The organism is Paraconexibacter sp., assembly GCF_059438195.1.
Genome location: NZ_JBLKKY010000007.1, coordinates 25,274 through 37,301 on the forward strand (window position 1 = coordinate 25,274; position 12,028 = coordinate 37,301).

Below are 12,028 nucleotides of genomic sequence, written 5' to 3' on the forward strand. Positions count from 1 at the left end.
GTCTCTCGCTCTCTCTACATCCGGAAGACGCCGAAACCGTCGGCGCCGCGAACCTCGGTGCCGTGGCAGACGCCGAGCGCCATGCCGAGCACCGCCCGCGTGTCGCGCGGGTCGATGATGCCGTCGTCGTAGACGCGCGAGCTGTTCTCGAGCGCGCTCTGCTCCTTCTCGATCTGCGCCTCGACGTGGGCCTTCAGCCCCTTCGCCGCGTCCTCGTCGAACTCGACGCCGCGCGCCTTCGCACCCTCGCGGGCGACGATCTCGAGGACGCCGGCGAGCTGCTGCGGCCCCATGACCGCCGACTGCGCGCTCGGCCAGGAGAAGAGGAAGCGCGGCTCGTAGGCGCGGCCGCTCATCGCGTAGTTCGCGGCGCCGTAGGAGCCGCCGACGATGAGGCCGAGGTGCGGGACGGTCGAGTTCGAGACCGCGTTGATCATCTTCGCGCCGTCCTTGATGATCCCGCCCTGCTCGTAGTCCTTGCCGACCATGAAGCCGGTCGTGTTGTGGACGAAGAGGAGCGGGACGTCCTTCTGGTTCGCGAGCTGGATGAACTGCGCGGCCTTCTGCGCCTCCTCGCTGAAGAGGATCCCGCGGATGTTCGCGAGGACGCCGATCGGGTAGCCGTGCAGCTCGCCCCACCCCGTCGAGAGGGCGGTCCCGTAGAGCGGCTTGAACTCGTCGTAGCGCGAGCCGTCGAGGATGCGGGCGAGGATCTCGCGGGTGTCGAAGGGGACCTTGAGGTCGGCCGACGGGATCGCGAGGAGATCCTCGGGGTCGTGGAGCGGGGCGTCGCCCGGACCCTCGGGCGCGGGGCCCTGCTTGCGATGGTGCAGCGTCCGCACGATGTCGCGGCCGAGGCGGAGCGCGTCGAGCTCGTCGCGTGCGAGGAAGTCGGAGAGGCCGCTCACGCGCGAGTGCATGTCGGCGCCGCCGAGCTCCTCGTCGCCGGAGACCTCCCCGGTCGCCATCTTCACGAGCGGCGGCCCGCCGAGGAAGACCTTCGCGCCCTCGTCGACGAAGACGTTGTAGTCGCACATCCCGGGGATGTAGGCGCCGCCCGCCGTCGAGTTGCCGAAGACGAGCGAGATCGTCGGGACCCCCGCCGCGGACTGGCGCGTGAGGTTCTTGAACATCGCCCCGCCAGGGACGAAGAGGTCGGCCTGCGTCGGGAGGTCGGCGCCGCCGGACTCCACGAGCGCGATCGTCGGCAGCCGGTTCTCGCGCGCGATCTCCGCGCCCCGGAGGGTCTTCTTCAGCGTCGCGGGGTTGCTCGTCCCGCCCTTCACCGTCGCGTCGTTCGCGCTGAGATAGACCTCGGTCCCCTCGACGACGCCGACACCGCAGACGATGCTGCCGCCGACGTGGTACTCGGGGGTGTGCGCCCCGACGAACGGCATCAGCTCGAGGAACGGCGCGTCGCGATCCAGGAGCAGCTCGATGCGCTCGCGGGCGAGGAGCTTCCCGCGCGCGCGGTGGCGCTCGACGTACTTCGGCCCGCCGCCGCCGCGCGCCTTGTCGAGGAGGTCCTCGAGCTCGGCGAGCCGGGAGAGCATCGCCTCGCGGTTCGCTTGCGCGGCCGGGGACGAGGGGTCGAACGAGCTCGCGAGGACCGCCATGGGCGCGCAGACTAGTCGCCCAGCCAGCGGCGGGTGAGCGCGGCGGCGGTCGTCCCATGGACGACGATCGACGTCGCCGCCGCCATGACCGCGGTCCAGAGGACGACCCGGCTCTCCGTCGGATCGAGGAAGCCGGCGGCGACGACGAAGGTGGCGTAGTAGATCGAGCCGATGCCGCGGACGCCGAACCAGCCGATGAACGCGACCTCGCGCCACCGCATGCCGGAGCCGAGGAAGGCGACCGCCGTCGCCAGCGGGCGCACGACGGCGAGGAGGAGCGCGACGAGGATCCAGCCCTCGACGCCCGGGATGCTCATGCCGTCGCGCGTGACGGCGAACCCGATGATGAGGACGAGCGTCAGCTCGCCGAGCTTCTCCGCCGCCTCGGCGCCCGCGTGCACGCGCGCGTTGTGGTCGTGCTGGAGGTCGTAGCGCCGGAAGCCGAGCCCCGCGGCGAAGGCGGCGAGGAAGCCGTAGGCGCCGACGACCTCGGTCCCGCCGTAGACGATGAGGACCACGGCGAGGGCGAGGTACCCGTCGAGCTCGCGCTTGATGAGCCCGCGCTCGCGGCGGCGCACCGCGTCGGCCGCGAGCAGCCGTCCCGCGTACCAGCCGATGACGAGCGCCAGGACGATCCCGTAGACGACGTCCGCGACGAGCCACTCCCCGAGCCAGCCCTCGCCCTCGCGGTTCTCGACGAAGACCCCGAGGAAGATGAACGGGAAGGCGAGGCCGTCGTTGAACCCCGCCTCGGTCGTGATCGCGACGCGCGGCTCGGGGCCGTCGCCCTCCTTGCGCGTGATCCCGACGTCACCCGCGAGCACCGGGTCCGTCGGGGCGAGCACCGCCCCGAGGACGATCGCGGCGCCGAGCGAGAGTCCCATCACCTCGGTGCCGAAGACCGTCACCGCGACGATCGTGAGCGGCATGACGATCGCGAGGAGGCGCACGGTCGACGACCACCCCGACCAGGTGAAGGGTCGCTCGATCGCCATCCCGGTCGCGAAGAGCGCGACGATGACCGCGATCTCGGCGAGGCGCTCCACGACCTCGGCGTCCGCCTCGAGCTCGATCGTCGCGATGTCGACGACGCCGGTGACCGTCCCGACGGCCGCGCCGAGCGCGAGGTAGACGAGCGCGGCGGAGAACGCGCGCTCGTGCTGCGTCGTGAGGGCGAGAACCGCGACGAGGAGCGCGAAGCCGACGAAGAGGACGGCGACGGCATAGGGGTCCGCGAACGAGAACCCTTCGCTGGCCGCAAGCATCCTGTCCCCCAATCTAGAGATTGCCCCGAACCACTGGGGGGATGGAAGCCCCTGTCGACACAGTGTCACGCTAAGGTGCCGCGAAAGAGAAGGCAGCGGTCCAGCGCACCGCGGTCGCCTGGGTGTGGAGAGGGCAACGGCGAACGGGGGAGGCAGGGACGGCTCGCCGCCAGCCCACGGACCGACACGAACGGACCACACCCACGATGAGCACCATCGAAGGCCCCTCGAAGCGCCAGGAGGAGCAGGAGCGCGTCGTCGTGCGCTTCGCCGGGGACTCCGGCGACGGCATGCAGCTCGCCGGCGACCGCTTCACCGCCGCCACCGCGGCGCTCGGGAACGACCTCGCGACCCTTCCGGACTTCCCCGCCGAGATCCGGGCGCCCGCCGGGACGATCGGCGGGGTCAGCGCGTTCCAGATCCACTTCGCCGCCCGGGACATCCTCACGCCCGGCGACAAGCCGAACGTCCTCGTCGCGATGAACCCCGCGGCGCTCCGCGCGAACATCGGTCTCCTCGACCGCGGCGCGACGATCATCCTCAACGAGGACGCGTTCACGGTCCGCGCCGTGCAGAAGGCCGGTTACGAGTCGAACCCGCTGGAGGACGACTCGCTCGAGGCCTACCAGGTGAAGCGCGTCCCGATGACGACGCTCACGAGCGCGGCGGTGGAGGCGCTCGAGGGCGTCGGATCACGCGACGCGCAGCGCGCCCGCAACCTCTTCGCGCTCGGGCTCGTCTCGTGGCTGTACGACCGTCCGGTCGACGTCACGGAGCGGTGGATCCGGCAGAAGTTCGAGAAGAAGCCGCAGATCGCGGAGGCGAACGTCGCGGCGTTCAAGGCGGGCTGGAGCTTCGGCGAGACGTCCGAGCTCATCGACGTCCAGGTGACGGTCCCGCCCGTGCCGGACGTCCCCGCCGGGACCTACCGCAACGTCAACGGCACGACGACGACGGCGTTCGGCCTCGTCGCGGCGAGCGCCCGGAGCGGCCTGCCGCTCGTCCTCGGCGCGTACCCGATCACCCCGGCGTCCGAGCTGCTCCACGAGCTGTCGCGCCACGAGAAGCTCGGCGTCCGCACGGTCCAGGCGGAGGACGAGATCGCCGCCGCGTCGATCGCGCTCGGCGCGTCGTTCGGCGGCCGGCTCGGCGTCACCTCGACGAGCGGCCCCGGCATGGACCTCAAGGCCGAGACGATCGGCCTGGCGGTCATGCTCGAGCTGCCGATGATCGTCATCGACGTCCAACGCGCGGGACCGTCGACGGGCCTGCCGACGAAGACCGAGCAGTCGGACCTCCTCCTCGCGCTGCACGGCCGACACGGCGAGTCGCCGATGCCGGTCGTCGCCCCCGCGAGCCCCGGCGACTGCTTCCTCATGGCCTACGAGGCGGCGCGGATCGCGGTGCGCTACCGCACCCCGGTCATCCTCCTCTCGGACCTCTTCCTCGCGAACTCGAGCGAGCCGTGGCGGATCCCGTCGGCCGGCGATCTCCCGCCGATCAACGCGAACTTCCGGACGCATCCGAACGAGGACGGCTCGGACTTCCTCCCGTACTCGCGCGACGACGATCTCGCGCGGCCGTGGGCGGTGCCGGGCACGCCCGGCCTCCAGCACCGGATCGGCGGCCTCGAGAAGGCCGACCTCACCGGCGCGATCTCCTACGAGGGCCCGAACCACCAGCGGATGACCGACCTGCGCGCGGCGAAGGTCGCGGGCATCGACGTCCCGCCGCTCGAGGTGGACGCCGACGAGGGCGCCGAGCTCCTCGTCATCGGGTGGGGGTCGAGCATGGGCGCGATCCGCGCGGGCGCGCGCCGGGCACGCGAGCAGGGCGCCAAGGTCGCGACCGCCCACTTCCGCCACCTCAACCCTCTTCCTCCGAACACCGAGGAGGTCCTGCGGTCCTTCGACCGGGTCCTCCTGCCCGAGATGAACTCGGGGCAGCTCGCGCAGATCCTGCGCGCGAAGTTCCTCGTCGACGTCGAGTCGCACGCGCGGGTGGAGGGCCGGCCCCTCTTCGCCCCGGAGATCGAGGCGGCCATCCTGGAGCGTGTCTGACATGGCGACCGTCGAGCTCAGCAAGAGCGACTTCCAGTCGAGCGCGGAGACGCGGTGGTGCCCGGGCTGCGGGGACTACGCGATCCTCGCCGCCGTCCAGGGCTTCATGCCCGATCTCGGGATCCCGCCGGAGCAGATCGTCTTCGTGAGCGGGATCGGCTGCGCCGGGCGCTTCTCGTACTACATGGACACGTACGGGATGCACGGCATCCACGGCCGCGGCCCGGCGCTCGCGACCGGCCTCGCGACGGCGCGGGACGACCTCTCCATCTGGGTCGTCACCGGTGACGGCGACGCGCTGTCCATCGGCGGCAACCACCTCGTCCACGCGCTGCGGCGCAACGTGCCGGTGAAGATCCTCCTCTTCAACAACCAGATCTACGGGCTCACGAAGGGCCAGATCTCGCCGACGTCCGAGCGCGGCAAGGTGACGAAGTCGACGCCCTTCGGGTCGACCGACGCGCCGTTCAACCCGGTGTCGCTCGCGCTCGGCGCGGACGCGACGTTCGTCGCGCGGACGATCGACCGCGACAAGAAGCACATGCCGGAGATCCTCCGCCAGGCCGCCGCCCACCCGGGCGCCGCGCTCGTCGAGATCTACCAGAACTGCCCGGTCTTCAACGACGGCGCGTTCTCGGCCCTCACCGACAAGGAGCACGCGGCGCTCAACCAGGTGCCGCTCGTCGCGGGCGAGCCGATCGTCTTCGGTCCCGAGGACGCGCGCCGCTGCGTCGTGCGCGGCGACGACGGCGACCTCGCGATCGCCGACCTCGAGGGCGCCGACGAGTCGCGGATCATCGTCCACGACCCGTCCCGCGAGAACCCCGCCCTCGCGTTCGCGCTCTCGCGGCTCTCGTCGCACCCGAACGGCCCGACGCCCCTCGGCGTCTTCCGGTCGGTGGAGCGCCCGGTGTTCGGGACCTCCAGCCCGCCCGGCGCGGCGCCGTCGACCGAGGACATCGACGCGCTCCTGCGCAGCGGCGACACCTGGACGGTCGGGTAGCCGGCCGCCTCGTGCCTGCCCGCCCGCGGGCGGGCAGGTGTGTCGGAATGAACCCAGACGCCGGGTTCATTCCGACACAGCTGCCGGGGGGAGCGCCTGCGCGCCAAGACGCGCGCCGCGTCATTTTCTCCCGGTCGGACGGTTGCGGGTGTAGAACACGCGCAACGCGACTGATGGAGCGGGACATGCGACGGACAGGTCTGGCAGCAGCAACGGCGATCCTCGCAGCGGGGTCCGCGACAGCGATGGCGGCCCCCGCGCGGGCAGGCGTGCCGGTCCACCTCGGGACGAGCGGCAAGCCGACTCTCAACGTCCTCGCCGACGGGACTGCCATCGTCGCCTGGACCGTGCGCAACAGCGTCTTCACCGGGACCCACATCTGCCGCGTGCCTCGTGGCACCGGCGGCATCGGCTGCCCGGTGGGATCGCCACCCTCGGTTCCGACCTCTTCTGTCGACAACCTCGTCTACGTGCTCGAGCGCGCTGACGGGCAGCCGTCGATCCTCATGCGCGAGCCGGACTTCAGCCGCGTGAGCATCCTCGACAGCTCCGACGGTGGGGCCACGTTCAGCGGCCCCACCGCGTTCCCCACGTCGGCCGCTTCGGTGCCCTTCGACTTCGACGGGGACGCCACGACGTTCATCGACGGTGGGGTCCCGCGCTACTCCGCGATCACGGGGACGAACACGTTCGGTAGCGACGTGCAGACCTTCGCGGCCCCCGGCGCGGGGATCTTCGCCGACCTGTTCAGCGGGGTGAGCAGCGGAGCGACGATCGGCCTCGTCAACGGCGTCTCGCCGATCGCCGTGACCGATGAGGGGAGCGACCTCCTCTGGCGTCAGTACGGGGCCGGCGACATCAACGTCCAGGCGAACTGGTCGGCCGCGGCGGCGATCACGGGAACCTCGGACGCCGACGACCCCGATCTCGCCGACGGGTCGGCGTCGCGCCCCGTGGTGCTCGGATACCGGCGCGGCGGCCAGATCGAGATGCGGAGGTTCACCGGCGCCGGCTTCGACGCGCCGACCCTCCTCACCGCCTCCGGCGCCGGACCCCGGTGGGACATGGTCCGCGACGGCTCCGGACGGCTTCACGCCGTCTGGTACACCCCGGGCGGGACGACGAAGTGGGCGTTCTCCGCCGACGACGGCGTCACGTGGAGCGCGCCGGTCGTCATCCTTCCCGACACCGAGGCGCTCCTCTCGCTCAAGGTCGACGCTGCGCCGGACGGAGGCGGCTGGGTCGCCTACCAGCGGCTCGACGGGTCAGTCCGCGTCGCGTCGCTCGACCCCTACGTCGACCCCGCGGTGTCCCCGCCCGTGCCTCCCCCCCTCCCGCCCGGCGCCGGCGGAGGCGCCGAGCCCCCGCGGTTCCCCGCCAAGCTGCGCGTCCGTCGCGCCGGCGTGAAGGACGGCCGCCTCGACATCCTCGCCGAGATCACCGCCCGCGCGACCGGCAAGCTCAAAGCCGAGTTCGAGAGCGGCGGCCGCAAGCACCGCTTCGAGGTCACCATCCCCGACGACGGCGTCGTCAAGATCGACGAGAAGCTCCCCTCCAAGATGCGCCGCGCCCGCTCCGGCATCCTCGAGATCGACTACGACGGCAACACCCTCGTGCGCCCCGACGACGTCCGCCTGCGCGCCGCCAACGTCAAGGCCAACCTCGAACGCAAGGTCACCACCCTCAAGAACGACCGCCTCAAGGTGAGCGGCACCATCAGCACCAAGGCCCGCGGCGTCGTCCGCATCCGCCTCGGCTACGCCGACACCGACGGCACGGTCAAGTTCCTGCGCCTCCGCGCCAAGATCGACGACGGCAAGTGGAGCCTCAACGAGAAGCTCACCGGCGCCGCCGCCCTCGGAGGCCAGCTCTCCATCCAGTTCACCGGCTACCTCCCCGCCCGCATGCGCGGCGAGCAGACCGCCAAGCAGGTGCTGCCGGGCTGACCCCGCCCGCCGCCGCGCTTCCTTCCCGCTGAGCGGGAAGAAAGCGCGGCGCGCGCCGTGCGGCGCGGCGCGCGGCGTGCGCAGCAGAGGGGGCTCAGTAGCTCTTCGGCAGGCCGAGCGAGTGCTCGGCGACGTAGTTGAGGATCATCTCGCGGCTCACGGGGGCGATCTTCGAGAGGCGCGCGCCCCACCACATGTCCGAGAGCCCGTACTCGAGGGCGATGCCGTTGCCGCCGTGGGTCTGGATCGCCTGGTCGACGGCCTTCACGCCGACCTCCGCAGCCGCGTACTTCGCCATGTTCGACGCCTCTCCGGCGCCCTTCCACCCGGCGTCGTAGAGCGCGCAGGCCTTCCGCGTCATGAGACGCGCGAGCTCGACGTCGACCTTGCACTGGGCGAGCGGGTGGGAGATGCCCTGGTGGGCGCCGATCGGCTGTCCCCACACGACGCGCTCGTTCGCGTACTCAGCCGCCTTCGCGAGCGCGCGGTCGGCGCTCCCCACCGAGCCCGCCGCCGCCATGATCCGCTCCGGGTTGAGGCCGTCGAAGAGCGCGCCGAGGCCGCCCGTCGACCCGCCGATGAGGCGCTCCTCGGGGATCCGCACGTCGTCGAAGTAGAGCGTCCACTGCTTGTCCGGCAGCCGCAGCGCCGTGGGGATGTGCTCGCGCGTGAAGCCCTCGGCGTCGACGTCCATGATGAAGAGGAGCGGGAGGCCCAGCGCACCGTCGGCGAGCTCCTCGCGGGCGACGACGAGGAGCGCCGTCGCGTGCTCCACGGCGGAGATGTACGTCTTCTGGCCGCGCAGCCGCCACGTCCCGTCGTCCAGCCGCTTCGCGCGCGTCGTGATGTTGTGGGTGTTCGTCCCCGCGTCCGGCTCCGTGACGGCGAACGAGATGCGCTCGGTGCCGTCGGCGAGCCCGGGCAGCCAGCGGTCCTTCTGATCGTCGGTGCCGTGGAGGACGAGGATCGAGCCGGCGATCGCGGGCGAGACGACGAGCATGAGCTGCGTGCAGCCCTGCCGCGCGAGCTCCTCCTGGACCGCGGCGAGGCCGGTCATCCCGAGCCCACCGCCTCCGTGGCGCTCGGGGAGGTTGACGCCGCAGTAGCCCTTCTCGGCGAGCGCGTCCCACAGCTCGGTCGGCGGCTCCCCCGCCTCGTGGCGCTCCACCATGTAGGCGGCGCCGTACTCGGACGCGATCCCCCCGACGGCCTCGCGCAGGAGGACCTCCTCCTGGCTGGGGACGAGGCGGATGACGGGCTCGGCGTCGACGGACGATGCGGACACGGGACCTCCTGGCAGGACGGGGCGGACGACGCCATTCTCGGCGACGGCCCCGGCCGTGTCCATCAGGCGGGCGCGCGGGTCCCGGCGTGGCGGCGCACGGCCTCGACGAGCGCGCCGTCGAGGATCGCCGTCTTCGGCAGCACGTCGACCGCCCCCGCCGCGAGGCTCGCGTCGCGCGCGGTGGACGTCGGGTCCCCCGTGAGGACGACGACCGGAACATCGCCGGCGGCCCTGCGGAGCGCGGGCACGACGTCGTGGGGCGCGGCGTCGGGGAGCCCGAGGTCGGCGACGACGAGCGCGAGCCCGCGGTCGGCGGCGGCCACGGCGGAGGCGAGCGTCGCGCAGGTCTCGACGTCCGCGACGTTCGAGAGCGTCTCGGCGACGAGCGCCGCGAGGTCGGGCGAGTCCTCGACGAGGAGGATCGGCCCGAGCGGCGTCATGGGCGTCCGTTCACCTCGACGGAAATGCGTGCGCCTCCGCCGGCGGCCGTCCGCGCGTCGAGCCGGCCGCCGTGGGCCCGGGCGATGCGCTCGCAGATGACGAGACCGACCCCCGCGTGATGGGACTCGGGCAGGCGGCCGAGCGGACGGAACCCCGCCGGGAGCCCCGGCCCGTCGTCCTCGACGACGAGGCACCAGGCGCCGTCCGGCCCGGTCCGGGAGGAGACCCGGGCGACCCCGTCGCCGTGTTCACGGACGTTGGCGAGGATCTCCGCGACGAGCGTCCCGAGGAGCTCGCGGTCCCCCCGGACCGTCGTGTCGATGTCGCCCACGACCTCGACGCCGTCGGCGGCCGCGCGGACGAGCGCCCCGAGCGACACGTCGTCGTCGTCGCACGGCCGGTCGACGGCCGAGACGCGCACGAGCGCGTCGAGGATCGTCGCGAGACGGTCGACGGCCCGGCCGGCCGGACCCGTGCGCGGCGTCGCGCTGCGGAGCACGAGCACCGGCTCCGCGAGCGCGTGGGCGATGACCCCCTCGCTCAGCTCGTGCGAGGAGATCGCCGTGCTCACGCGGCCTCGACGAGGTCGGGCGCGTCGCCTCGGAGGCGCATCGCGGCGCTCACCGCCTCCTGGCGGCTCGACACCCCGAGCTTGCGCAGGAGGCTCTTCACGTGCGACCGCACGGTCTCGACGCTGAGCACGAGCTCGGCGGCGATGCCCTCCGTCGTCTCACCGCGGCACAGGAGGTCGAGCACCTCCCACTCGCGATCGGTGAGGACCGACTTCACGGGTCGCATGCCGCTGGAGTCGACGCGCGCCTGCTGGAAGCGCTCGACGAGGAGCGCCGTGAGGCGGCGCGGGACCGCGGCCTCGCCGGCGGCGACGGCCTTGACGATCCTGGGCAGCGTCACCGGGTCGACCGACTTGCCGAGGAAGCCGACCGCCCCGGCGCGGAGCGCGAGCAGGCCGAGCTCGGCGTCGTCGCTCGCGGTGAGGACGATGATCTTCACGTTCGGGCGCACGCGGTGGATCCGGCGCGTCGCCTCGATGCCGTCGACCCCGGGCATGAGGAGGTCCATGAGGACGACGTCGGGGGCGTAGTGCGCTGCGAGCTCGACGGCTTCGCGTCCCGACGAGGCCTCGGCCACGACGGTGATGCCCGCCGCTCGCAAGGCGTCCTTGACGACGGACCGGGCGAGCGGATCGTCGTCCGTCACGATCGCCCTCACCGTTGTCGGCTGTTCGTCCATGGGAGTGGTGCCGCCTTCCATTCTTGGAACCTCCGTTGCACGCGCGCGTGTGGGCTCGTACATCGGCACCGCAGGTGGCCGACTTGAGACCCCGACGGCAACTTGGCGCACTGCCACTCACCCTCATCGGACGTCCCTCATCGACGCGCGCGCCGCAGGAGAGCGGCGTATCCACTCGCGAACGCCTGCCGCGACGCCCGCGAGCTCGTGATGCGCCAGTCGGTCTCCTTGTCGACGTGGAACCAGATGAGCGTCCGGACGTTCGGCCGGCGGGAGAGCCAGCGGAACATCCGCCGGATCCAGAGCGCCTTGCTGCCGCCGTTCTCGGCGCTCGCGACCTCGGAGATCTCGATGTCCTTGCCGGGGGCGAGCTGCTCGAGCCGCCTCACGCTGCCCGCGAAGGCGTCGGAGAACTCCGTCCAGCGCTTGCGGAAGGCGACGGTGCCGCCGTTGTAGCCGGAGACGCCGACGACGTCGACGTACCTCCTCCCCGGGAAGAGGCGCCGCGAGATGCTCCCCGCGACGGGGCTCCACACCCACCGCACGTTCGTCGCCCCCTCGCGACGGAAGATCCGGTGCACCCGACGCCACGCGCGCACGTACTCCCCGCGGCGGTTGCCGTTCGCGCGCTCGCCCCACGGGTACCAGTCGCCGTTCATCTCGTGCGCGAACCGGATGCGCACCGGGCCGCCGTAGTCCGCGATCGCGCGCGCCCAGCGCCGGATCGTCCCGTCGTGGCGGCCCTCGATGATCGTGCGCAGCCGGTACTTCGGCTGGTTCGCGAGCCCGCGGGACTCGACGTCCCACGGCTCCCACGTGATGTTGGGCGTCGCGCCGCGCGCCCGGATCGCTCGCGCCTGCACCGGGTCGAAGCGGCTCGACTCCCAGTCCGCGAACCACGAGACGACGCGCGTCCGCGCACGGGCGGCGCGGTCGAACGCGTCGATCTCGGCGAGGTCGGCCATGTCCCAGGGGACCGACGCGTTGCGCGCGAGCGCGAGCGTCGTCACGCCGAGCCGCAGCGCCTTCGCGCTCGTCGAGGACCGCGCCTCGATCCCATCCGACGCCGCCGGCCCCGCGCACGCGACGACCACCGCCGCGAGGACGGTCGCCGCGACCGCGGGCGCGGCGAGCGGACGGGGCGGTGGTCGGCCGCGCATC

At 72.4% G+C, this 12,028-nt stretch carries 10 protein-coding genes; 3 read left to right on the forward strand and 7 right to left on the reverse strand.

Annotated elements, in window-relative coordinates; all coding sequences use genetic code 11:
- Positions 1-14 precede the first annotated feature (14 nt).
- Both ACME2J_RS04000 and ACME2J_RS04005 read right to left on the reverse strand, forming a co-directional pair.
- The gene (locus tag ACME2J_RS04000) at positions 15-1,616 is read right to left on the reverse strand and encodes an acyl-CoA carboxylase subunit beta (protein ID WP_495543582.1); all 1,602 of its coding nucleotides are present in this window, start codon (positions 1,614-1,616) and stop codon (positions 15-17) included.
- A gap of 11 nt (positions 1,617-1,627) precedes the next feature.
- Positions 1,628-2,881: a cation:proton antiporter gene (locus ACME2J_RS04005; protein ID WP_495543583.1), complete on the reverse strand. Its 1,254-nt coding sequence runs from the start codon at positions 2,879-2,881 to the stop codon at positions 1,628-1,630.
- A 206-nt stretch (positions 2,882-3,087) separates the two neighbouring features.
- Here ACME2J_RS04005 and ACME2J_RS04010 point away from each other — a divergent pair, with 206 nt between their 5' ends.
- From ACME2J_RS04010 to ACME2J_RS04020, 3 genes are all read left to right on the forward strand, one after another.
- Positions 3,088-4,941 carry a 2-oxoacid:acceptor oxidoreductase subunit alpha gene (locus tag ACME2J_RS04010; RefSeq protein WP_495543584.1) on the forward strand — a complete coding sequence of 618 codons (1,854 nt, stop codon included), beginning with the start codon at positions 3,088-3,090 and terminating at the stop codon, positions 4,939-4,941.
- 1 nt (position 4,942) lies between these two features.
- Positions 4,943-5,944: a 2-oxoacid:ferredoxin oxidoreductase subunit beta gene (locus tag ACME2J_RS04015; RefSeq protein ID WP_495543585.1), complete on the forward strand. Its 1,002-nt coding sequence runs from the start codon at positions 4,943-4,945 to the stop codon at positions 5,942-5,944.
- A 245-nt stretch (positions 5,945-6,189) separates the two neighbouring features.
- Entirely contained in the window at positions 6,190-7,890 is a 1,701-nt protein-coding gene (locus ACME2J_RS04020; RefSeq protein WP_495543586.1) for a hypothetical protein, read from the forward strand.
- Between the two features lie 94 nt (positions 7,891-7,984).
- On the opposite strand, the gene ACME2J_RS04025 is transcribed toward ACME2J_RS04020, so the two are convergent.
- The 5 genes from ACME2J_RS04025 to ACME2J_RS04045 form a co-directional block, all read right to left on the reverse strand.
- Positions 7,985-9,175: an acyl-CoA dehydrogenase family protein gene (locus ACME2J_RS04025; protein ID WP_495543587.1), complete on the reverse strand. Its 1,191-nt coding sequence runs from the start codon at positions 9,173-9,175 to the stop codon at positions 7,985-7,987.
- Between the two features lie 62 nt (positions 9,176-9,237).
- The gene (locus tag ACME2J_RS04030) at positions 9,238-9,615 is read right to left on the reverse strand and encodes a response regulator (protein WP_495543588.1); all 378 of its coding nucleotides are present in this window, start codon (positions 9,613-9,615) and stop codon (positions 9,238-9,240) included.
- Complete coding sequence (locus tag ACME2J_RS04035) at positions 9,612-10,187, reverse strand: sensor histidine kinase (RefSeq protein WP_495543589.1); 576 nt, start codon at positions 10,185-10,187, stop codon at positions 9,612-9,614. Before ACME2J_RS04035 ends, ACME2J_RS04030 begins: the two co-directional genes overlap by 4 nt.
- Entirely contained in the window at positions 10,184-10,834 is a 651-nt protein-coding gene (locus ACME2J_RS04040; protein ID WP_495543590.1) for a response regulator, read from the reverse strand. Before ACME2J_RS04040 ends, ACME2J_RS04035 begins: the two co-directional genes overlap by 4 nt.
- Before the next feature lie 170 nt (positions 10,835-11,004).
- Positions 11,005-12,027, reverse strand: coding sequence for a glycoside hydrolase family 26 protein (locus tag ACME2J_RS04045; protein ID WP_495543591.1), 1,023 nt, complete (start codon positions 12,025-12,027; stop codon positions 11,005-11,007).
- Between the last annotated feature and the right edge of the window lies 1 nt (position 12,028).

Excerpts from the sequence above, each read along its gene's own strand:
- ACME2J_RS04000 (WP_495543582.1), bottom strand. The coding sequence starts at position 1,616 with ATGGCGGTCCTCGCGAGCTCGTTCGACCCCTCGTCCCCGGCCGCGCAA.
- ACME2J_RS04005 (WP_495543583.1), bottom strand. The coding sequence starts at position 2,881 with ATGCTTGCGGCCAGCGAAGGGTTCTCGTTCGCGGACCCCTATGCCGTC.
- ACME2J_RS04010 (WP_495543584.1), top strand. The coding sequence starts at position 3,088 with ATGAGCACCATCGAAGGCCCCTCGAAGCGCCAGGAGGAGCAGGAGCGC.
- ACME2J_RS04015 (WP_495543585.1), top strand. The coding sequence starts at position 4,943 with ATGGCGACCGTCGAGCTCAGCAAGAGCGACTTCCAGTCGAGCGCGGAG.
- ACME2J_RS04020 (WP_495543586.1), top strand. The coding sequence starts at position 6,190 with ATGGCGGCCCCCGCGCGGGCAGGCGTGCCGGTCCACCTCGGGACGAGC.
- ACME2J_RS04030 (WP_495543588.1), bottom strand. The coding sequence starts at position 9,615 with ATGACGCCGCTCGGGCCGATCCTCCTCGTCGAGGACTCGCCCGACCTC.
- ACME2J_RS04045 (WP_495543591.1), bottom strand. The coding sequence starts at position 12,027 with ATGCGCGGCCGACCACCGCCCCGTCCGCTCGCCGCGCCCGCGGTCGCG.